The sequence below is a fragment of the Arthrobacter woluwensis genome (genome assembly GCF_900105345.1).
Classification (GTDB): domain Bacteria; phylum Actinomycetota; class Actinomycetes; order Actinomycetales; family Micrococcaceae; genus Arthrobacter_E; species Arthrobacter_E woluwensis.
On sequence record NZ_FNSN01000003.1, the window covers coordinates 834,071 to 854,606 of the forward strand.

Consider the following 20,536-nt stretch of genomic DNA (forward strand, 5'->3'; position numbering starts at 1 on the left):
TGGGGCGTTCTGGTGTTGCGGGTCGGATGCCCGCCGATCAGTGCGGGTCGGCGCAGCTCAGGTCGGCTCGGCTCAGAGCAGTGTGCCTCAGAGCGCGCAGCCTGCTCCCGGCACGGCGGCCGAGCAGTCCTGGGGGTGTTCCGTGCACCAGGGGCTCACACCCGGGAGGCGGTAGCGGTGGGCGGCGACCCAGCTGTACACGGCCTCCTGGAGGCGTCCGACGCCGGGGATCCGGTAGAACGTGGCGAAGAAGCGGCCTCCCACGGCGGTGTCGAGGATCGCGGCGATGGCGCGGGCGCCGCGGAAGCGACCGCCGTCGTCGGTCAGGGCCCAGACGGCGGACCGCGCCTCCTCGTGGCTCAGGCGGAAGGCGTCCAGCGTGAGAGGATCCTGGAACGGGTGGAAGGCGATCCGGTGGTGCCGGTCCAGTCGCCGCACCCAGCCCACGGCACGGGTGCAGAACCCGCATTGCCCGTCGAACACCGCGTCCATGACAACCCCCGCTCCATCCCGGCCCGCAGGCCCGGGATTCCGGGCGCGTGACCTGCTCTCATCGTAACTCCGGTTGCGGAAGTGTGAGTCTGTGATCCTGCCCGCTCGGCGAAGTGATCAAAACCACACATTGATGATTTTTTGTGATCAATATCGCCTCTAATAGTGCGAGATCAATCACACTCTGCGTAGACTGAGGGCAACAGAATTCCTCTGGTCCCCGCCCGGCCCCGGCCGCGAGGACTGCAAGGGCCGGATCGGTCCCCAACCTTCAGGAGATGCAGTGTCGCTTATCCAGGACATCAGGAGCACGCCCCGTGCGGGGCTCCTGGCAGGCATTACCGCCGCCGCGGTCGGCATCATTTACGGTTACGACTCCTCCAACATCGGCGGCGCGCTGCTCTTCCTCAAGGATGAGTTCCGGCTCGACGACGCCGGGCTGGGGCTCGTGACCACCACCGTCGTGATCGGCGAAGTGGTGGGCGCGCTGCTCGGCGGCGTGCTGGCCAACAAGCTCGGGCGCAAGCTCTCCATGGTCCTGGTGGCGGCGGGCTACGCCATCTTCGCCCTGCTCAGCGGTCTGACCCCGAACCTCGAGGTCCTGGTGGCGGCCCGCCTGTTCCTCGGCCTGACCGTCGGTGTCTCCATCGTGGTGGTCCCGGTGTTCGTCGCCGAGAGCTCGCCGGCGAAGATCCGCGGCGCCATGCTCGTGGCCTATCAGGTGGCCACCGTCTTCGGCATCATCCTCGGATACCTCGTGGCCTGGGCGCTGTCCGACGCCGGCGCCTGGCGCTGGATGCTCGGCCTCGCCGCCATCCCCTCGCTGCTCGTCTTCCTCCTCGTGATCCGCATCCCGGACACGTCCCGCTGGTACGTCATGAAGGGCCGGATCGACGAGGCCCGCGCCACCCTCGCCAACATCGAACCCGACGCGGACATCGACCGCGAGATCGCCGACATGCAGGCCGCGCTGAGCGAGGAGAAGGGCGGCGCCCTCAAGGAGATGCTCCGCAAGCCGTACCTGCGCGCCACCATCTTCGTGGTCATCCTCGGCTTCTTCATCCAGATCACCGGCATCAACGCGATCGTCTACTACAGCCCCATCCTCTTCAAGTCCATGGGCTTCGAGGGCAACGCCGCCATCCTGGGCCTGCCCGCGCTCGTCCAGGCCGTCGCCCTAGTGGCCGTCTTCATCTCGCTCTCCCTCGTGGACCGCGTCGGACGCCGTCCGATCCTGCTCGGCGGCATCGCCATGATGATCGCGGCGAACATCCTCCTGGTGGGCGTCTTCATCGCGGGCGGCAGCAGCTTCGGCGGCATCCTCACGGCCCTGGGCTTCATCGGGGTCCTGCTCTTCACGGTCGGGTTCACGTTCGGCTTCGGCGCCCTGGTGTGGGTCTACGCCGGCGAGAGCTTCCCAGCCCGGCTCCGCTCCCTGGGCTCCTCGGTCATGCTGACGAGCGACCTCGTCGCCAACGTGATCGTCGGATTCCTCTTCCTGCCCATGCTCAGCGGCCTCGGCGGCGTGGGGACGTTCCTGGTCTTCGGCCTCCTGGCGCTCGCGGCCTTCGGCTTCGTCTACAAGTTCGCCCCGGAGACCAAGGGCAAGAACCTCGAGGACATCCGCATCTTCTGGGAGAACGGCGGCCGCTGGGAAGCGAAGCGCTAGCCCTCACCCTCAGCCCGCACCACGACGGCGGCGCCCCCTCGCGCGAGGGGGTGCCGCCGTCGTCGTGCCAGGGGGAGGGAAGCGGCCGAGCGCGCCTCGCCGCCCACGCCCGGGCCGGGTCTGAGGACGCCGGAACTCTCGCCGTTCCGGCCGGGCGGACCTAGACTCGCAGTGTGGACACGAAACGCAGGGTGAACAGCAACGACGCCGCCCACCGGGGCGCCCCCGTCAACCGGGGCCTGGCCCTGTTCCGCGCGTTCTTCGCGCTCCTGGGGCTGGCCGCCATCGTGACGCAGCTGGTCGCCCTGCTGCTGCGGACGCCGCCCGGGAAGGTCAGCAATTTCTTCAGCTACTTCACCATCCAGTCGAACGTGATCGTGGTGGTCGTGCTGACGATCGCCGCCGTCGCCGCGTGGCGCGGGCGAGGCGCCCGCTGGCTGGACTATCTCCGGGGCGCGGCCACCGTCTACATCTCGATCACGGGCGTGGTCTACAGCCTTCTGCTGTCCGACATCGACGTCGACACCTCGCTGGCCTGGGTCAATGTGGTGCTGCATTACACGATCCCGACCATCACGGTCATCGACTGGCTCGTCGATCTGCCGTCCCCGCGGATCGGCCTGCGCGCAGCGCTCATCTGGCTCGCCTACCCCGCGCTGTACCTGGTGTACAGCCTGGTCCGGGGTCCGCTCGTGGACTGGTACCCCTACCCCTTCCTGGACCCCCGGATCTCCGGCTACGGGCAGGTGGCGGTCATGAGCGTGGTGATCGCGGTGGCGGCGTTCGCGTTCGTGGCCGCCGCGGCGCTGTCCACACGGCTGGCGGGCTCGCGCGTGCATGTGCACCAGCACCGGGAGCCGGATGCCCAGCCGGACGGCCGGCGTGACGCGGCGGGGGCCGGGACCGTCGACGCCTGAGGCTCCGCCCAGCTCACTCAGCTCAGCGGCAGCTGCTCGCTGAGATCGGCGCGGGTCCCGGACGCCACGACGCGCCCGGCCGCGACGGCATCGGCCCAGTCCAGGGTTCCGGTCACGAGTTCCAGCCACGTCACGGCGTCCGTCTCGATCACATTGGGCGGTGTGCCTCGGGTGTGTCGGGGACCCTCGATGCACTGCGTGACCCCGAACGGCGGGACCCGCACCTCCACGGAATTGCCGGGGGCGCGGGCCGTCAGCTCTTCCAGGGCGTACCGCACGGCCATGGCGGTCGTCGCCCGGGGCAGGGCCGTGTCCGCCGACCCGGCCCTGGCCGCCTGCCAGGACGCCAGAGCCGCCTGGCCTTCCGCGACGTCGATCCGTCGTCGTGCGCCTGCCATCCCCGCTCCTAACCCAGCAGCGCCATGACGGGGGTGCCCAGGCGCAGTCCGCCCACGGGGCGCCCGCCGCCGAGCACCGGTTCCACGATCTGTTCCAGGACGGCCGCCACCGGACCCACTTCGAGGGCTCCGGCAGCGGTCAGCAGGGTCAGCGCCACGAGGGACGCCGCACGGAGATTGCCGTCCAGGATCTTCAGGGCCACCGTCGCGCCGGAGGGCGCGGCCATGACCATGACGCCCTCGGCTCCCAGCTTGGCGATCACGCCCAGCTCCTCCATCACCACCGTGTTCGCCTCGCCCTTGCCCTGCACGGCCCAGGGGTAATCGAGCATCGAGGTGGCGATCGTGGCCGCGCGGGCGTCGGCGTTCTTGTCGCCGGGAGCCTTCGCCAGCCGTGAGTACGCGCGGGCCAGTCCCGTCAGGGAGACCGCGGCGACCGGGGCGCCGCAGCCGTCCGTGCCGAGGTGGGCGATGCGCTCGCCGGTGAACTCCTCGATCACGCTGCCCACCAGGCGCTGCAGCGGGTGGTTCGGTTCCAGATAGCCCGACTTGTTCCAGTCGTTCTCGGTGCACGCCCACAGGAACGCGGCGTGCTTGCCGGAGCAGTTGAACGCCACTCGGCTGCGGCCCTTGTCGGTGCGCACCAGCCAGTTACGGGCGGTCTCGTCCTGCGGCCAGTCGGCGGGGCACTGGAGATCGGTCTCCTTGTTGCCGCCGGCCCGGAGCATCCCCTCGACCACGTCCATGTGCTCCAGCGACCCGACGTGGCTGGCAGCGGCCAGAGCCACCTGGGCGCCCCGCAGGGGGACACCGGCGCGCATCGAGGCGAGCGCCTGGAACGGCTTGAGCGCGGAACGGGCGAACACCGGGGCGTCCACGTCCCCGAGGGCCGTGACCACGTGGCCGTCTCCGGAGAGGACGACGGCGGACCCGAGGTGCCGCGATTCGATGAAGCCGCTGCGTTCCAGGACGGCGAGTTCCACCGCGGAGTCGGCGTCGAAGGTCGCCAATGAGGTGTGGGGCATACCGCCAGTTTATGGCCCCGCGCCGGTCCTCTCGGGTTGCGTGCTCAGCAGATGCGGGTGTTTCGGCCGAGCACCCGCATCTGCTGAGCACACAAGGTGAGCGCACGGCCCGGACCCGTCCCGCCGGGACGTCACCGTTCCTCGTGGACTGGGCGTGCCCGAGGCCCGCCCAGTACCCTTGGTGTCTGTGAAGGTACTCGTCCTTGGCCCGGGTGGCCGCGAACACGCCATTATCCGCTCCCTCCTCTCCGATCCGCAGGTCGCGGAGGTCCACGCAGCACCCGGCAACGCCGGAATCGCGCAGCTGGTCCCGTGCCACGCCGTCGACGCCAACGATCCGGCCGCGGCCACCGCGCTCGCGGTGAAGCTCGAGGTGGATCTGGTCGTGGTCGGTCCCGAGGCGCCCCTCGCCGCCGGTGTGTCCGACGCGCTGCGTGAGGCGGGCTTCCCGGTGTTCGGCCCGAGCCGCGCCGCAGCCCAGCTCGAGGCATCGAAGGCGTTCGCCAAGCAGGTCATGGCCGAAGCCGGCGTGCCCACGGCCCTGGCCAAGGTCGCCGTGAACGCCGAAGAGGCCGCGGACGCCCTGGACACCTTCGGCGCACCGTACGTGGTCAAGGACGACGGCCTGGCGGCCGGCAAGGGCGTCGTGGTCACCTCGGACCGTGACGAGGCGCTGGCCCACGCGCAGGCCTGCTTCGACGCCGGCGGCACCGTGGTGATCGAGGAGTTCCTGGACGGCCCCGAGGTCTCCCTCTTCGTGCTCTGCGACGGCAAGACCACCGTCCCGCTGGCACCGGCCCAGGACTTCAAGCGCATCTTCGACAACGACGAGGGCCCCAACACCGGTGGCATGGGCGCCTACAGTCCGCTCGACTGGGCCCCCGAGGAACTCGTGGGCGAGGTCATCGACCGGGTCGCCCAGCCGACCGTGGACGAGATGGCCCACCGCGGCACCCCCTTCATCGGCGTGCTCTACTGCGGCCTGGCCCTGACCTCGCGCGGCATGCGCGTCATCGAATTCAACGCCCGCTTCGGCGACCCGGAGACGCAGGCCGTGCTGGCCCGCCTCAAGACGCCGCTCGGCGGGCTGCTTCTCGCCGCGGCCAAGGGCGAGCTGGACCAGGCCGAGGACCTCCGCTGGTCCCGCGAGAGCGCGGTCTGCGTGGTCCTGGCCGCGGAGAACTACCCGGACACCCCTCGCAAGGGCGACCGGATCCGCGGGCTCAAGAAAGCCAACGCGCTGGAAGGCGTCCATGTGATCCATGCCGGGACGGCGCTGGATGACGAGGGCAAGGTGGTCTCCGCAGGCGGCCGCGTGCTCGCCGTCGTCGCGCTCGGCGATGATCTGGTGGAGGCCCGTGAGAAGGCCTACGACGGCATCGAACTCATTCAGCTGGAAGGCGGCCAGTTCCGCCGCGACATCGCGGCGAAGGCCGCCCGCGGGGAGATCGTGGTGGCGTCCCGCCGGACGCCGGGCCGTCACGTGGCCACGGAAGGGGAGCAGGCATGAGCGGGCTGGACACCGAGGTCCTGGAGCTGCCGGGGTACCGGCACGTCTACTCCGGGAAGGTCCGCGATCTCTATGAGCCCGTCGGGCCGGACGCGCCCACGGACCGTCTCCTGGTGGTGGCGAGTGACCGCATCAGCGCCTTCGACCACGTCCTCGAATCGACCATCCCGGACAAGGGCAAGGTCCTGACCCAGCTGAGCCTGTGGTGGTTCGACCAGCTCGGCGTCGAGCACCACGTGCTGGGCTCCACCGAGGCCGACGGCGTGCCCGCGGCCGTGGTGGGCCGGGCCATGCTGTGCAAGAAGCTCGACATGTTCCCCGTCGAGTGCATCGCGCGCGGGTACCTGACCGGCTCCGGCCTGGCCGAGTACCGCGAATCCCGCACCGTGTGCTCCCTGCCACTGCCGGAGGGACTCGTGGACGGGTCCCGCCTGGAGCCCGCGATCTTCACCCCGTCGGCCAAGGCCGAGGTGGGCGAGCACGATGAGAACATCACCTTCGAAGCCGTGGTGGACGCCGTCGGACCCGACGTGGCCGACCGCCTCCGCGAACTGACCTTGACCGTCTACACGCGGGCCGAGGAGATCGCCCGGAAGCGCGGCATCATCCTGGCGGACACCAAGGTGGAGTTCGGCTCCGATCCGGCCACGGGCGTCATCACCCTCGGCGACGAGGTCCTGACCCCGGACTCCTCCCGGTTCTGGGACGCGCTGTCCTACGAGCCGGGCAAGGCCCAGCCGAGCTTCGACAAGCAGTTCGTCCGCGACTGGCTCTCCTCCCCGGAATCGGGCTGGGACAAGTCGTCGGACACCCCGCCGCCCGCGCTCCCCGCGGAGGTCGTCGAGAAGACCCGCGCCCGCTACGTCGAGGCCTACGAACGGCTCACCGGCCGCGCCTTCGACCCGGAGGCGTAGCCGCAGCGCCGCCCCATGGCGTGGGCCCGGCCGGCCATGAGGCGACGAAGGAGGGGCTCGACGGCGGTGATCACCGCCGTCGAACCCCTCCTTCGTGTGTGCGCGCAGCCCGCGCCTCAGGCGCTGTTGGCCTTGGCGCGGCGTTCGGCGAGCCGGATCTCCAGCATGGCGTCCATGGCCTGCTGGATGCCTTCGGAGGCGCCGGCGGACGCGAAGAGCTGCTGGGCCCGGGACAGGTAGGCCATGGCCTCCTGGAGGTCGTCGGTGGCCTTGAGGGCCTTGCCCAGGAGCAGGTGGACCTCGGCCGCGACGTGCATGCCGATCTCGTCCTCCTGCGCCACGACCTCGCGCAGGATCTCGATGGCCGCGGGAAGCTCATCCGTCAAGTAAAGCCACTTGGCACGGATGAACCGCAGTTCGAGCCCGTCGCGCAAAGTGCCGGAGACGATGGTGTGCGCGAGCTCGGCACGCTCCAGCGCTGCCAGGGTGGACGCCTCCACGATGCCGGAGTTCAGGCGCATGGCGGCGGAGGCCTTGTTGAAGTTGGCCCACTGCTCGATGTCATTGCCGGGGGAGAGGAGCTTGGCGGCACGGTCGTGCTGGGCCACGCCCTCTTCGTAGTCGTGGCGCATGAACGCGACGTTGCCGATCACCCACGCGACGATGCCGGACATGTGATCGACGGACTTGGTGCTGACCTCCTTGGAAAGGATCTTGCACTGCTCCCAGGCCTCGTCCAGACGCCCGGTCTCCGCCAGGGCGCCGATGTAGATCCGCAGCGCGCTGGAGTAGATGGGGGAGTCCTTGGGGAGCTGGGCGCCGAGGGCCACGGCCTGCCGGGCGTGCTCGACGGAGTCCGCGAGGCGGCCCTGTCCATGGCAGACGGCGGCGAGCATCTGGCGGGCCCGCACGCCCAGTCCGGCGCTCTCGATGGCCAGGCGGTGCTCCACGAGCTGCTCCACCACGCCCTGGCACTCGGAGTACTTGCCCTGCTTGAGCAGACACTCGGCCTGCATGTACCGCATGTTCCACCAGGCGCTGACGTTCTTGGCGTCCAGGGCGATGCGCGCGGCTTCCGCAGCGTGCTGGGCGGCCAGCTCGTAGTCGCGCAGATCCCAGGCCTGACGGGCGTACAGGGCGGCCAGGACGTAGTCCGCGTCGTTCTGCGTGACCCGGTTGTTCCACTCTTCGAGTGCCTTGGGAGCGAGCTCAAGTCGCCGGGCGAGTTCCTGGATGACGTCACGTGTCGGTTCGCGCCGACCCGTCTCCAACAGGGAGATGTAGCTGGGCGAGTACAGGTCCTTGCCCAGCTCAGCCTGTGTCATTCCGCGTTCCAGGCGCTCGGCCCGAAGCCGCTCACCAAATCCGCTGCCCATTGCCCCTCCTCAAGTTTAAGAGACCGGGAAGCCACTCAAACCTTGACATTATCGTTTGTGATTACTTTACAATGTATGTCAATGCGGATCATCTTTTGTCCGTAGCGATCTCCCGATCCAGTCAGTACCAACGCATCGCTGGCGTTATCTGCCACTGAGGCTCATACTCCCCATAGACCCACACGGAAGAGCAGAACATGTTGAAGAAACTCACAGCTGGCGTGGCCCTGGCTGCGGCCCTGGGCCTCGGTGCGCTGAGCGTCCCCGCCGCGAGTGCCAACGTCGGCAACTGGCCCGATCCTTCGAGCGTACAGGCAGTGGGCAACTGGCCTGACCCGGCGCGCCTGAATGTCGGAAATTGGCCCGATCCCACCACCCTCGCCGCGGCGCCCAAGACCAAGACCACCATCGTCACGGACACGGCCCGCCTCAACGTCGGCAACTGGCCTGATCCCTTCTAAACCGTCGGCCGGCCCTTCGTCCGGAAGGGTCTGAGTCGCCCAGAGCGGGTGCTTCGCAAATGCGCGAGGCACCCGCTTTCTGTTGCCCGGCGATCCGACCGGTATTTCGTTCCTGGCGGTTCGGGACGACCCCGTTTTGCCGGGTGACAGGGAATGTCATAAAGGGCCCCGGACCAGGGACGGAGCTTGTCAGGCGGGGTGAATTCCAGGGCGCTCCGGAGGCCCTTCCGGAGGCCTCCTGCCGCCCCTCCGTGTGGAGCCGGCAGTCAAGGACTTCACAGGAGACGCCGGGGGCCGGCGCAGGGCCGGCGCCCCGGTCGTCCCCTGGCCTTCTCAGTGGTGGAACGCGTTGGCCTCGCCGGGTTCGGGGAGCGGTGTAGGCGCCTTCTCGAGGAACTCGACGGCGGTGCGCAGGTCCTGCAGGAAGCTCTCCGCGAGATCGCGGGTGAAGCCATTCCTGACCACGACGCGCTGCACCGTCAGGTCGGTCATCCCGTCCGGCATCGGATAGGCCGGCACCAGCCAGCCCGCCATGCGGAGCCGGTCGGAGAGGTGCTGGAGGGTCCACTCGCCGGCGAAGTCCGGCTTGAGGCGCCACGCGAAGACCGGGATGTCCGAACCGTCGTTCCAGAGCTGGAAGGGCTCCATGGCCCCGATCTCGTGGGCCAGATAGCGGGCGACATCGCGACAGGCCGCATGCACGGAGCGGTAGCCTTCACGCCCGAGCCGCAGGAACAGGTAGTACTGCAGGAGCACCTGAGCGCCGGGGCGTGAGAAGTTCAGTGCGAACGTGGGCATGTCACCGCCCAGGTAGCTGACGTGGAAGATCAGGTCCTCCGGCAGATCTGTCTCGTCCCGCCACACCACCCAGCCCAGGCCGGGGTAGACGAGCCCGTACTTGTGGCCCGAGGTGTTGATGGAGATGACGCGCGGCACGCGGAAGTCCCACTCCAGCTTCGGCTGGAGGAACGGCGCCACCATGGCCCCGGAGGCGCCGTCGACGTGGATCGGGATGTCCAGACCCCTCGCCTTCTGGATCGCGTCGAGTGCCTTGGAGATCTTCTCGACCGGCTCGTACATGCCCGTGTAGGTCACGCCCATGATGGCGACCACGCCGATGGTGTTCTCATCCACGTACTTCTCGAGCTCGTGGCCGTCCAGCACCGGGTGGTCCTCCGAGATCGGCACATACCGGGCCTCCACCTCGAAGTAGTTGCAGAACTTCTCCCAGCAGACCTGGACCGCGGAACTCATGATGATGTTCGGGCGGTCCGTGGACCGGCCGTCCTTGCGCCGGGCGTGCTGCCAGCGCCGCTTGAGTGCGAGCCCGGCGAGCATGCAGGCCTCCGAGGAACCGATGGTGGACGTGCCCACGGAACGCTCGGGATCGGGCGCGTTCCAGAGGTCGGCGAGGATGCGCCAGCAGCGGTGCTCGATGTCCGCGGTCTTCGGATACTCGTCCTTGTCGATCATGTTCTTGTCGACGGTCTCGGCGTAGAGCTTCCCGGCCTCGGCCTCCATCCAGGTGCCCACGAAGGTGGCCAGATTGAGACGGGCGTTGCCGTCCAGCATCGCCTCGTCATGGACGATCTGGTACGCCGTGGAGGGGAGCGCCGCCCCGTCCGGAAGCGTGAAGCGAGGGAACTCCGTGGCTTCACCCGGACGGCTGAACAGCGGATTCAGTTCGATCGACGCGTTCGAGGTGTCGCTGCCGAAGGCGGACGAGTGCTGGGACTTTCTGCGGGGTGCGGTCATGTGCCCAGCCTAGGAGAGGGGCCTGGCGGGGTGAACCCCCGTCGGCTGGGAAGGAGCAGGGAATCACCCCGGACAAAGCAAAAGCCCCGCTCCTGAGAGCGGGGCTTTTCCGTGGTCGGGATGACAGGATTTGAACCTGCGACCTCTTCGTCCCGAACGAAGCGCGCTACCAAGCTGCGCTACATCCCGATCCGTTGACCCCCGGGTTTCCCCGGCAAGCAACCCTACAAGAATAGCGGATCCGGCCCGAGTTTTGAAATCGGGGACGTCATCGCCCCTGCGTGCCCCGAACACCCCGGTGATCAGGCCCGAAGGAGCCCGTCACCGGGGAGGGCTCAGACCAGCGAGTCGCGCCAGGCGCCGTGCAGGGCGGCGAAGCGTCCACCGTCCCGGATGAGCTGGTCCGGGGTGCCGTCCTCCACGATCCGGCCGTCATGGACCACCAGGACCCGGTCCGCGATCTCCACCGTGGAGAGCCGGTGCGCGATGATCAGGGCCGTGCGCCGGTGCGCCACTGCCTTTCCAGTGAGCGCACCCCCGGCCACGACTTCCCCAGCACCGCTCTCCGGCGCGACGACGGCGGGCCGGTCCGCGCCGTCGTCGTCCGCGGGACGCCGGGTGGGGGAGTCCGCCCCGCCGCCCAGGAGCCGCGCGAGGCCTTCCTGCACGAGCCTCTCACTGGGGATGTCCAGGGAGGAGGTGGCTTCGTCCAGGATGAGCACCGCCGGGTCGGCCAGGAACGCGCGGGCGAAGCTGATGAGCTGCCGCTGCCCGGCGGAGACGCGCCCGCCGCGCTTGTTCACATCGGTGTCATACCCGTCGGGCAGGGCGCGGATGAAGGCGTCCGCGCCGACGGCCCGGGCCGCGGCTTCGATCTCCTCGCGGCTGGCCCCCGGGCGGCCCAGGGCGATGTTGTCCGCCACGCTGCCACTGAACAGGAACGCCTCCTGCGTCACCATGACCACGGCCCGCCGCAGCTCCGGGGTGGAGATCCGGGACAGCTCCACCCCGTCGAGGGTCAGGGAGCCTGCGCTGACGTCGTAGAAGCGGGCGATCAGCTTGGCGAGCGTGGACTTGCCCGCCCCCGTCTGGCCGACCAGCGCCACGGTCTGCCCCGCGGGAATGGTGAGGTTCAGCTCCGGGACCACCACGGGACCGTCGCCGTACCGGAATTCGACGTCCTTGAACTCGATCCGGCCCTCGGCCGCGGGCAGCGGCACCGGCTCGCGGGGCGGACGCACGGTCGGGACCTCTTCGAGCAGCCCGGACACCTTCTCCAGGGCGGCCTGAGCGCTCTGGAACGAGTTGTAGAACATGGCCATCTGGTCGACCGGCTGGAAGAACCGCTTGACCGACAGGACCAGCGCCAGCAGCACGCCGACCGCCAGCTCGCCGTGCAGGACCCGGAACCCGGCCACGGCCAGGACCACCACGACCGTGATGTTGCCGAGCAGCACCAGGGCGGGGAGGAAGATGCCGTTGAGATTGATGGAGCGCACGGTGACCTGGCGGTACTCCTCGGACAGATCCGTGTACTCCCGGGTGTTCTGGGCCTCCTTGCGGAACGCCTTGACGGCGCGGATGCCGGTCATGGTCTCGACGAAGTGGACGATGATCCGGGCGGACACCACGCGCGACTCACGGTAGGTGATCTCGGAACGCTTCTGATACCAGCGGGTCAGGAAGGTCGCCGGGATGGCCGCGCCGAGCATGATGAGACCGCTGGGCCAGTCGAGCGCGAACACCGTCAGGGCCGTGAACACCATGAACATGAACCCGGCCGCGAGGGAGCTGACCCCGGAGTCGAGCAGTTCCCGGAGCGCCTCCAGGTCAGACGTCTGCCGGGCGATGATCCGGCCCGAGGTGTACTTCTCGTGGAATTCCAGGCTGAGCCGCTGGGTGTGCCGGAAGACGCGGACCCGCAGGTCCAGCAGCATCGCCTGGCTGAGCTTGGCGGTGCTCGTCACGTACAGCGCGGTCAGCCACGCTGTCACGACGGCGGCCAGGAGATACCCGACGCCGGCCAGCACCAGCGGCGTCGAGTCGCCGTGGGTCAGGGCCGGGAGCGCGCGGTCGATGCCGAAGGCGATGAGCGCAGGCCCCGCGGCGTGGGCCGCCTGCGAGATCACGACCATGGCGACGGTCAGCCAGAACCGGACCCGGATGGGCCGGATCAGCGAGCCGAGGAGGCGAAGGGACCGCTTGCGGACGGCCCGGCTCTCCGCGGAGGCGAGGCGGGAGGAGTCCTCGTTCGACGTCCCGAAGCCGGGCGTGGTCGTCTGTGCCGTGCTCATGCGTTCACCTCCTTGTCGAACTCCGCGTCCTCCAGCTCGTCTTCGAGCTCGCTGTCCAGATCGACGGGATCCGGGTCGAGGCTTGCGATGACGTAGCGGTAGTGCTCGTTCGTCGCGAGCAGCTCGCTGTGCGTCCCGACGGCGGCGATCCGGCCGTCCTGCAGCAGGGCCACGCGGTCGGCCAGGGCCACGGTGGACGGGCGGTGGGCGACGATCAGCGTCGTGGTGTCCCGCAGGACCTCCCGGAGCCGCGCCTCCACGAGTTCCTCGGTCGCGACGTCGAGGGCGGACAGCGGGTCGTCCAGCACCAGGACCTTCGGCCGGGCCGCGATCGCGCGGGCCAGGGCGATGCGCTGCCGCTGGCCGCCGGACAGGCTCAGCCCCTCCTCGCCGATGCGGGTGTCCACGCCGTCCGGCAGGGCGTATGCGAACGATGCCTGCGCGACGTCGAGCGCCTCGGTGAGCGCCGCCGTCGCGCGCTCCTCGGAGGAGGTCACGTCGGCCGGCGCGCCCAGCAGCACGTTGTCCCGGATGGAGCTGGAGAAGAGCGTGGTGTCCTCGAAAGCGACGGAGACGATGCTGCGCAGTTCGGTCAGGCTGAACTCGCGCAGGTCCTGGCCGTCGATGGTGATCCTGCCGTCCGTGACCTCGTAGAGCCGCGGCACCAATTGCAGGAGCGCGGACTTGCCGGAGCCGGTCACGCCCACGAGGGCCATGGTCTCGCCGGGGGCGAGGTCCAGGGTCACGTCCTCGAGCAGGTACTGCGGGTCGTCAGGGTTCGCCTCCAGGCTGTCCGCGAAGGCGAAGCGGACACCCTCGAAGCGGACCGCGCCGTCGATCTCGGCCGGCCGGTGCGGAGCGGCGGGATCCGCGATGGTGACCGGGCTGTCCATGACCTCGAAGTGGCGGTCGATGGCGGACTTCGCGGTCAGCGCCATGGAGAGCAGCATGCCGACAGCTTCGACCGGGCCCGCGACCACGGCCGCCGTCGCGAAGAAGGCCACGAGCGCGCCGATGCTGAGCTGTCCGTCCGCCGTTAGGGCGATGCCGAGCACCAGCCCGACGCCGAGAGCCAGTTCCGGCAGGAGCGTGGACACGAGCGAGAAGAAGGCCAGCTGGCGGGCTTTGAGGATCTCGGTCTGCCGGAGCTCCTCGGCCTGGGAGTTGAAGTTCTCGAGGGCTTCGCGGCCGCGGCCGAAGGCCTTGAGCACGCGGATGCCGTGAACGGACTCCTCGACGGCGGTGGCCAGGTCACCGGCCTGGTCCTGGCTGCGACGGGCGACGCGCAGGAAGTTGCGGCGGAACCGGGTGCCGGTGGCGACGATCGGGATGGCGGCGGCCAGGAAGACGAGCGCCAGCTGCCAGCTCATGCTGAACATGATGCCCACGCCGATGACGACCGTGAGCGACGTGACCACCAGCATGATCGCGCCGAACGCCATCCAGCGCCGGAGGAAGTTGAGGTCCGCCATGGCGCGCGAGAGGAGCTGACCGGAGCCCCAGCGGTCATGGAAGTCGACGGCGAGGTCCTGCAGGTGCCGGTACAGCGAGACGCGCAGGCCGTTCTCCACGGTCGTGGCCGGGTTGATGACGAACTGGCGGCGCAGGGCGATCAGCCCGGCTTCCAGGACGCCGAGCCCCAGGACGGCAGCGACGGCGATCCACACCTCGGAGGGCCGACCACCCGGGTGCAGCGAGTCGTTGATGAGGCTGCGGAGGACCTGGGGGATCGCCAGGGCGACCAGGCTGGCGCCGAGCGCGGAGAGAAGACCCATCACGAGCCGCGGCATGATCGGCTTCAGATGAGGGTAAAGGCGTCTGAGTGAGTGGAAGAACGTGGTCTGAGTCTGCGCCATACTGGGTGATCGCTTCGCTTCCCGATGAGCCGTGCCATGAGTGTTCGTTACCTGTGGCAACCAGCCTACGCCGGGGTTTTATGCCCGGTTTGTCACACGGTTTCAGATGAACGCAGGTGGTCGGATTCGGGGCCGGGACGGTGCCATGTGATGGCGGGGCAGGCCGCGCGATGCTTGGTTGCCGGGGCCACTTGCAACGTCTTATCCGAGCTCGCCGAATCTGGTGGCAAGAGCTTTGGAACTGGAGCAGATGCTGAGGAACTCTTCATCCGCGATGAACTCTTCGCCGGCATCGCGTATTCGTTCACCAAGGTATGGATCACGTTGTTCAAGCTCCTTGAACTTCCTGGGCAGCGTGGTGTATCCCGCGGTGCATTCGCTCTGCGTTCTTGCGGAGCCCCACAAGACGAAAGCCACCCACGGAACAAGGGAAGGGAAGAGCAGGGCCAGAAACACGTTGAACAGCGATTGAGGAACCCGTGCTGCAGCGAGCACCATCAGTACCAGAGCCGTCCCAACGAAGGCCCAGATCCATCGCGAGGCTTTGGCATAGAGGACGTAGGCGGACGGGCCGGAGAGGAAGCCGACATCGGAGGGGTGATCATCCATGAGAGATTTCCCCCGAAAACCGACAGGCACTCTCAGAAATATGTGCGGATGCGGGCGCGCTGAGCAACGTAGCCGTCAGGCCGACAGCGAGAACGGTCACAGCAGGAGAAGTCATATCGCAATTTCAGATCAGGCTCAGCCCGTTGAGTGCTCAGTAATTGCGGGTCTCGGCGCGTGGAACCCGCAACTACTGAGCACGCAACCGAGAGGTACGATCAGCCTTCCCGTGCCGTCAGCTCCAGCATCACGGCTTCAGGGCGACAGGCGATGCGGTAGGGCGCGAAGCGGGAGGTGCCGATCCCTGCGGAGACGTTGACCGGCGTCGTGTGCCCCTTGCTCTCCCAGTCGTGCAGGCCGCGGGCCCGCCAGGTGGGCAGATCGCAATTGGACACGAGCGCACCGTAGCCGGGGATGCAGACCTGACCGCCGTGCGTGTGGCCGGAGAGGATCAGCTCGGCCCCGGCCTCGGTGAGCGTGTCCAGGGCCCGCTGATACGGTGCGTGTACGACGCCGACGCGCAGCGACGGAGCCGCCCCGGCGGCGATGCCCTGCGGCCAGCCGGTGAACCGCTCACGCTCGATGTGCGGATCGTCCATGCCGGAGAAGTCGAAGCGCATCCGGTTGAACACCAGGGACTGGTTGCGGTTGGTCAGATCGACCCATCCGGACATGCCGAACCCGGCGCGCAGGCGCGGCCAGTCGAGCGCGACCGGTTCCTTGCGCTGGCGGGACGGGCCCGCGAAGTAGGCCAGGGGACTCTTCAGCCGCGGGGCGAAGTAGTCGTTGGAGCCGGGAACGAACACGCCGGGCCTGTTCAGAAGTGGTTTCAGAGCATCCAGCAGCGGGTCGATGGCATCACGGTGGCTCAGGTTATCGCCGGTGTTGACCACCAGGTCGGGGTTGAGCTCGTCGAGGGAGCGCAGCCACTCGGCCTTCTTGCGCTGCCCCGGGATGAAGTGGATGTCGCTCAGGTGCAGGATCCGGAACGGCTCGGCGCCCTCGGGAAGGATGGCCAGTTCCTCGTGGCGGACGCCGAACTGATTCTTCTCCCAAGAACCGTACGCCAGGCCCGCAGCGCCCGCGACGCCGGCTAGCACGGCCGTCTTCACAGCGCCTGCGGCGAGGCCGCGCCCGGTTTCCCGGACGCGGCCTGCGAGCGACGTGGCAGCGTTCAGCTGCCTTGTCAGCGGGTCACCCATGGTCACGGCGTCTTCTTAGGGTTGGGCTTGTTGTTGCCGCCGCCGTTGTTGTTACCACCACCGTTGTTACCGCCACCGGTGTTGCCGCCGGTCGGCTTGGTGTCGGTGGGCTTCTGGTCTTCAGGCGTGTTCGACGGCGGGGTCACCGGCTGCACGGGCGGCGCGACATAGGAACTGCCGAGCAGGGAGTCGGGCGCCGGGTCGAATTCGCCCGTGTCGTAGAAGCCGACGACCTTCTGCATGTACCGGGCCATCTGCGGTCCGGCAATGTCAGAGCCGTCGATGCGCGCGTAAGGCACATCGTTGACCTTGACGTTCTGCCCCCATTCGGTCGCAGCCTTTCCGAAGACCTTGCCGAAGTAGGACGCCGTGGCGAGACCCTTCGTGTACGCGACCACCCAGGTCTGGGAGTTCGTGTTGTTGGTGCCGGTCTTGCCCGCGATAGGAGCAGGGACCTTCTCCGGGATCAGCAGGCCAGAGCCCTTGTTCATGACGTCCTGGAGAACATTGGTCACGGTCTTGGCCACATCCGGCTTGATCACCTCCTTGCAGCTGGAGGTCTGTCCGGGGTACTTCTTGCCCTGGGCATCCACCACGGAGTCGATGGCGATCGGTTCGCAGAACGATCCATTGTTGGCGAAGGTCGCGAAGGCATTGGCCATGGTCAGCGGCGCCACCTGGGTACTGCCCAGCAGGTTGCCCAGGAAGTGGAGGTCCAGCTTCTGCGGGGTCTTGGCGCTGCCCTGAGTGGTGTGGAGCTGGAGGGCATCGGCCATCCGCTGGATGTCGCAGAAGTCGTCCAGCGCCGCGGCCGAAGCAAACGTCGCCGTGTTGACGGAGAGAGTGATGCCCTTGCGGACGGTCATTCGCTCGTACAGGTTACCTTCGGAGTTCTGCAGGGGCAGTTCGCCGGTCGCAGGGTCGTACGATCCCTCCACCGGGGTGCAGGTGGTCTTCCACGGGAAGTCCGCGGGATACACGGTCCGGGTGGCGTCGACGTAATCGTCCGTGCGCTTGCCTTCGGTCAGCCAGGCGCTGAGGGTCACCGGCTTCATGGTCGAGCCCGGCTGGAACCCGTCCATGCCGCCCAGAGGACTGCCGTTGGCATCGATCCGGTCCACGTTGTAGTTGTAGTCCGTCACGATCGGAGAGCCCTGGTTCTCCACCTTGCGGGAGTTCTGAGCCATGGCCACGATCTTGCCCGTACCCGGCTGCACCGTGATGAGGGACGCGCCCCACTGCTCGGCGTTGACGTTGCCCGCAGTCGAATCGACCTGCTCCTGGGCCGGCTTCTGGAGCCGCGGGTCCAGGGTGGTCTTGATGGTGAGGCCGCCACGCTGGAGCAGCTTGAGACGGTCCTGCTGCGTGTCGCCGTAGGCCGGGTTGTTGAGGATCAGGTGCTGGACATAGTCACAGAAGTACGGCGCAGTCGTGGAGTACTGGCAGCCCTGCCGGGGACGGGTGATCTTCGTGGTCACCGGGGTCTTGACCGCGTCGTCGTGCTGCTTCTGAGTGATCTTCCCGTTCTTCAGCATGGCGTCCAGGACCAGATCGCGGCGCATCTTGGCGTTCTCCGGGTTGGTCACCGGATCGTAGGCGGAGGGGTTGTTGACGACGCCGGCGAGCATGGCCGCCTGCGGCAGCGTCAGATCCTTGGCGGACGTGGAGAAGAAGTACCGTGCCGCGGCTTCGATGCCGTAGGCGTTGGCGTTGAAGAAGACGATGTTGAGATAGCCCTCAAGGATCTGGTCCTTGGTCATCTTCTTCTCGAGTGCGATGGCGAGCTTCATCTCGCGCAGCTTCACGCCGACGGTCTTGCTCGACGTTCCGTTGAGCTTGACCTCGTCATCGCGGCCCTCGGCGACAAGGGACTCGTTGATGACGTTGTTCACGTACTGCTGCGTGATGGTGGACGCACCCTGGCGTCCGCCCTTGGCCGTGGCGACCAGGGCACGCGCGATGCCGGTGGGGTCCACGCCGCCGTGCTCGTAGAAGCGGTTGTCCTCGATGGCGACGATGCCGTCCTTGACGAACGGGGAGATGTCCTTGAGCGCCACACGCGTTCGGTTCTCAGCGAAGATCGTCGCGATCTGGGAGCCGTCGGCCGCCAGGACGCGGGTCGCCTGCCCCGGAGGAGCGACCGTCAGTTCCCCGGGAAGGTCCTCAAAGAACTGGACGGAGCCACTCGCCGCACTGCCGGTCACCGCGGCGGCAGGGACCAGGAGTCCCGCCACCAGGACCCCGCAGAGAGCACTGACGCCCAGAAATGCCACGATCTTCCCCAAGACCGTGGCAGTGTCGAATAGCGGATTCTTCGCTTGAGCCATGTTCTCCAGTCTAGCCGGAGCCACTACGCTTGACCCCATGAGCAAATGGGAGTACGCGACCGTACCACTGATCATCCACGCCACGAAGCAGATCCTGGACACCTGGGGCGACGACGGCTGGGAACTCGTCCAGGTGGTCCCCGGACCCGACGGCAACGGCCTGGTCGCCTATCTGAAAAGGGAGAAGGCCTGAGTATGTCTTCCCACGTCAACGCCGAAAACAGTGCCATTGAGGCCCGTCTGGCGGAGCTCGGACTGAGCCTTCCGGAGGTCGCCGCGCCGGTGGCGGCCTATGTGCCGGCCATGGTCAGTGGCACCCACGTCTACACCGCGGGTCAGCTCCCCTTTATTGAGGGCAAACTCCCAGTGACCGGCAAGGTCTCCGCGGAGGGCGTCGAGGGCACGGTGAGCCCCGAACGCGCCAAGGAACTCGCGGCCACGAGCATCGTCAACGCCCTCGCCGCCGTCAAGAGCGTCATCGGCAACCTGGACCGGGTCACCCGGATCGTGAAGGTCGTCGGTTTCGTGGCGTCCACGCCCGATTTCACCGGCCAGCCCGCCGTCATCAACGGCGCGTCCGAGCTCCTGGGCGAGATCTTCGGTGAGAAGGGGCAGCACGCCCGTTCCGCCGTCGGCGTCGCGGTCCTGCCGCTCGACGCTCCCGTCGAGGTCGAACTCATCGCCGAGTTCGCCTGAATCCTGTCAGATAGGCCGAAGCAGTGCCCCAAGCAGCAAAGCGGCTCTTCGAGCTGCCCGTCCAGTTCGAGAACGCCGCACGCAGCTGGCTCGAACACGGGGAGCGCACACCCGCGGCTCCCCGCTATGCCTCCAGCGTCGTCCTGATCAAGGACACGCCGGACGGCATGTCCACCTGGCTCGCCTACCGGAGCGGCTCCTCGCCGCTCGGTGTCGTCTCCTTCCCGGGCGGCTCCGTCGAAGAGCACGACGACGACCCCATGCCCTGGATCGGCCCGTCACCGGCGCAGTGGGCCGACGCCCTCGGCATTGAGGACCCGGCGCTGGCCCGCCGTCACGTCGTGGCGGCCATCCGGGAACTGTTCGAGGAGACCGGCGTGCTGCTGGCCGGACCCGACGCGAGCAGCACGGTCGCGGTGACCAATCCGCAGGAATGGATGGCGGCGCGGGAAGCCGTGGCCGCGCAGGACAAGACCCTCGCGGACGTCCTGGACCGCCGCGGACTCTCGCTCCGCACGGACCTCCTGAAGCCGCTGGTCAATTGGCTCAGCCCGGACTTCGCCCACCGGCGGTTCAACACCCGCTACTTCGCGGCGACGCTTCCCCTGGGCCAGGAGCCACGGCTGCTCGAGAGCAAGGGGGTCTGGGGCCGCTGGGTCTGCGCCCCCAGGCTCCTGGGCGACCGCACCGGAACCTCGCTGGGTGACGAGATCGCCCAGGAGAACACCCGAGGCCGGACGCTGGGGCAGCTCATGGTGCCGGGCACGGAGATCATCCTGGAGAAGCTCGGCACGGCCAAGGGCTGCGTGGCGTACCTGAGCCACAAGCGCAAGACGCATGTCTACCAGCCCACGCTCGTCGAGGTGGACGGCGACCTCAAGCTCGAGGTCGTGCCGCCCAGCCCACCGGCGACGACCGCGCTTCCCGTGGTCCCGCCGTCGTCCTGACGGAGCCGGGCTGACCGGGGCCGGCATGACCGGGCCGGCCAGGAACGCAGGCCGCCGGGAAACGGAAAAGGCCCGGCACCCCTCGAGGGGT

18 protein-coding genes and 1 tRNA gene are annotated in these 20,536 nt (G+C 68.2%); 8 read left to right on the top strand and 11 right to left on the bottom strand.

Going from position 1 to position 20,536, the window contains the following annotated elements; translation table 11 throughout:
- Positions 1 to 87 precede the first annotated feature (87 nt).
- Positions 88 to 492, bottom strand: coding sequence for a thiol-disulfide oxidoreductase DCC family protein (locus BLV63_RS04465; RefSeq protein WP_066215980.1), 405 nt, complete (start codon positions 490 to 492; stop codon positions 88 to 90).
- A 283-nt stretch (positions 493 to 775) separates the two neighbouring features.
- Here BLV63_RS04465 and BLV63_RS04470 point away from each other — a divergent pair, with 283 nt between their 5' ends.
- Together BLV63_RS04470 and BLV63_RS04475 are read left to right on the top strand one after the other, a co-directional pair.
- Entirely contained in the window at positions 776 to 2,161 is a 1,386-nt protein-coding gene (locus BLV63_RS04470; protein WP_066215978.1) for a sugar porter family MFS transporter, read from the top strand.
- A gap of 173 nt (positions 2,162 to 2,334) precedes the next feature.
- Positions 2,335 to 3,078, top strand: a complete 744-nt coding sequence (locus BLV63_RS04475) for a Pr6Pr family membrane protein (protein ID WP_244907231.1) — start codon at positions 2,335 to 2,337, stop codon at positions 3,076 to 3,078.
- Positions 3,079 to 3,095: 17 nt separating this feature from the next.
- On the opposite strand, the gene BLV63_RS04480 is transcribed toward BLV63_RS04475, so the two are convergent.
- Both BLV63_RS04480 and BLV63_RS04485 read right to left on the bottom strand, forming a co-directional pair.
- Positions 3,096 to 3,476 carry a sterol carrier family protein gene (locus tag BLV63_RS04480; protein ID WP_066215976.1) on the bottom strand — a complete coding sequence of 127 codons (381 nt, stop codon included), beginning with the start codon at positions 3,474 to 3,476 and terminating at the stop codon, positions 3,096 to 3,098.
- 8 nt (positions 3,477 to 3,484) lie between these two features.
- Positions 3,485 to 4,501: an asparaginase gene (locus BLV63_RS04485; RefSeq protein WP_066215974.1), complete on the bottom strand. Its 1,017-nt coding sequence runs from the start codon at positions 4,499 to 4,501 to the stop codon at positions 3,485 to 3,487.
- 187 nt (positions 4,502 to 4,688) lie between these two features.
- Between BLV63_RS04485 and purD the strand changes: the two genes are divergently transcribed.
- Positions 4,689 to 6,011: a phosphoribosylamine--glycine ligase gene (gene purD, locus BLV63_RS04490; RefSeq protein ID WP_066216083.1), complete on the top strand. Its 1,323-nt coding sequence runs from the start codon at positions 4,689 to 4,691 to the stop codon at positions 6,009 to 6,011.
- A complete protein-coding gene (locus BLV63_RS04495) occupies positions 6,008 to 6,925 on the top strand; it encodes a phosphoribosylaminoimidazolesuccinocarboxamide synthase (protein WP_066215972.1) in 918 nt (305 codons plus the stop codon). The genes purD and BLV63_RS04495 overlap by 4 nt, the downstream gene beginning before the upstream one ends.
- 116 nt (positions 6,926 to 7,041) lie before the next feature.
- Here BLV63_RS04495 and BLV63_RS04500 read toward each other — a convergent pair whose 3' ends face one another.
- Complete coding sequence (locus tag BLV63_RS04500; RefSeq protein WP_066215970.1) at positions 7,042 to 8,301, bottom strand: helix-turn-helix domain-containing protein; 1,260 nt, start codon at positions 8,299 to 8,301, stop codon at positions 7,042 to 7,044.
- A gap of 197 nt (positions 8,302 to 8,498) precedes the next feature.
- On the opposite strand from BLV63_RS04500, the gene BLV63_RS04505 reads away from it, so the two are divergent.
- The gene (locus tag BLV63_RS04505; protein WP_074784021.1) at positions 8,499 to 8,762 is read left to right on the top strand and encodes a hypothetical protein; all 264 of its coding nucleotides are present in this window, start codon (positions 8,499 to 8,501) and stop codon (positions 8,760 to 8,762) included.
- Between the two features lie 333 nt (positions 8,763 to 9,095).
- On the opposite strand, the gene gad is transcribed toward BLV63_RS04505, so the two are convergent.
- The 7 genes from gad to BLV63_RS04540 form a co-directional block, all read right to left on the bottom strand.
- Positions 9,096 to 10,517, bottom strand: a complete 1,422-nt coding sequence (gene gad / locus BLV63_RS04510; RefSeq protein ID WP_066215968.1) for a glutamate decarboxylase — start codon at positions 10,515 to 10,517, stop codon at positions 9,096 to 9,098.
- Positions 10,518 to 10,629: 112 nt separating this feature from the next.
- Positions 10,630 to 10,706, bottom strand: a tRNA-Pro gene (locus tag BLV63_RS04515).
- Positions 10,707 to 10,852: 146 nt separating this feature from the next.
- On the bottom strand, positions 10,853 to 12,811 hold the full coding sequence (locus tag BLV63_RS04520) for an ABC transporter ATP-binding protein (protein ID WP_066215967.1): 1,959 nt from the start codon (positions 12,809 to 12,811) through the stop codon (positions 10,853 to 10,855).
- Positions 12,808 to 14,667, bottom strand: a complete 1,860-nt coding sequence (locus tag BLV63_RS04525; protein ID WP_066215962.1) for an ABC transporter ATP-binding protein — start codon at positions 14,665 to 14,667, stop codon at positions 12,808 to 12,810. The genes BLV63_RS04520 and BLV63_RS04525 overlap by 4 nt, the downstream gene beginning before the upstream one ends.
- 201 nt (positions 14,668 to 14,868) lie before the next feature.
- Positions 14,869 to 15,276, bottom strand: coding sequence for a hypothetical protein (locus tag BLV63_RS04530; protein WP_066215960.1), 408 nt, complete (start codon positions 15,274 to 15,276; stop codon positions 14,869 to 14,871).
- 215 nt (positions 15,277 to 15,491) lie between these two features.
- Positions 15,492 to 16,475 carry a metallophosphoesterase gene (locus BLV63_RS04535; protein ID WP_373277865.1) on the bottom strand — a complete coding sequence of 328 codons (984 nt, stop codon included), beginning with the start codon at positions 16,473 to 16,475 and terminating at the stop codon, positions 15,492 to 15,494.
- A gap of 2 nt (positions 16,476 to 16,477) precedes the next feature.
- Positions 16,478 to 18,802, bottom strand: a complete 2,325-nt coding sequence (locus BLV63_RS04540; RefSeq protein WP_082724257.1) for a transglycosylase domain-containing protein — start codon at positions 18,800 to 18,802, stop codon at positions 16,478 to 16,480.
- A gap of 37 nt (positions 18,803 to 18,839) precedes the next feature.
- On the opposite strand from BLV63_RS04540, the gene sp36 reads away from it, so the two are divergent.
- Genes sp36 through BLV63_RS04550 form a run of 3 tightly spaced genes read left to right on the top strand, consistent with a single transcriptional unit; the run spans position 18,840 to position 20,445 of the window.
- Positions 18,840 to 18,995: a Sp36 family protein gene (gene sp36, locus BLV63_RS18630; RefSeq protein ID WP_169795532.1), complete on the top strand. Its 156-nt coding sequence runs from the start codon at positions 18,840 to 18,842 to the stop codon at positions 18,993 to 18,995.
- A gap of 2 nt (positions 18,996 to 18,997) precedes the next feature.
- Positions 18,998 to 19,498: a RidA family protein gene (locus tag BLV63_RS04545; RefSeq protein ID WP_066215957.1), complete on the top strand. Its 501-nt coding sequence runs from the start codon at positions 18,998 to 19,000 to the stop codon at positions 19,496 to 19,498.
- 23 nt (positions 19,499 to 19,521) lie between these two features.
- Positions 19,522 to 20,445 carry an NUDIX hydrolase gene (locus tag BLV63_RS04550; protein ID WP_066215955.1) on the top strand — a complete coding sequence of 308 codons (924 nt, stop codon included), beginning with the start codon at positions 19,522 to 19,524 and terminating at the stop codon, positions 20,443 to 20,445.
- Positions 20,446 to 20,536: the final 91 nt, after the last annotated feature.

Coding starts and splice junctions, on each gene's coding strand:
- BLV63_RS04465 (WP_066215980.1), bottom strand. CDS start 492: ATGGACGCGGTGTTCGACGGGCAATGCGGGTTCTGCACCCGTGCCGTG.
- BLV63_RS04480 (WP_066215976.1), bottom strand. CDS start 3,476: ATGGCAGGCGCACGACGACGGATCGACGTCGCGGAAGGCCAGGCGGCT.
- BLV63_RS04485 (WP_066215974.1), bottom strand. CDS start 4,501: ATGCCCCACACCTCATTGGCGACCTTCGACGCCGACTCCGCGGTGGAA.
- BLV63_RS04495 (WP_066215972.1), top strand. CDS start 6,008: ATGAGCGGGCTGGACACCGAGGTCCTGGAGCTGCCGGGGTACCGGCAC.
- BLV63_RS04500 (WP_066215970.1), bottom strand. CDS start 8,301: ATGGGCAGCGGATTTGGTGAGCGGCTTCGGGCCGAGCGCCTGGAACGC.
- BLV63_RS04505 (WP_074784021.1), top strand. CDS start 8,499: ATGTTGAAGAAACTCACAGCTGGCGTGGCCCTGGCTGCGGCCCTGGGC.
- gad (WP_066215968.1), bottom strand. CDS start 10,517: ATGACCGCACCCCGCAGAAAGTCCCAGCACTCGTCCGCCTTCGGCAGC.
- BLV63_RS04520 (WP_066215967.1), bottom strand. CDS start 12,811: ATGAGCACGGCACAGACGACCACGCCCGGCTTCGGGACGTCGAACGAG.
- BLV63_RS04525 (WP_066215962.1), bottom strand. CDS start 14,667: ATGGCGCAGACTCAGACCACGTTCTTCCACTCACTCAGACGCCTTTAC.
- BLV63_RS04530 (WP_066215960.1), bottom strand. CDS start 15,276: ATGGATGATCACCCCTCCGATGTCGGCTTCCTCTCCGGCCCGTCCGCC.
- BLV63_RS04535 (WP_373277865.1), bottom strand. CDS start 16,475: ATGGGTGACCCGCTGACAAGGCAGCTGAACGCTGCCACGTCGCTCGCA.
- BLV63_RS04540 (WP_082724257.1), bottom strand. CDS start 18,802: ATGGCTCAAGCGAAGAATCCGCTATTCGACACTGCCACGGTCTTGGGG.
- sp36 (WP_169795532.1), top strand. CDS start 18,840: ATGAGCAAATGGGAGTACGCGACCGTACCACTGATCATCCACGCCACG.
- BLV63_RS04545 (WP_066215957.1), top strand. CDS start 18,998: ATGTCTTCCCACGTCAACGCCGAAAACAGTGCCATTGAGGCCCGTCTG.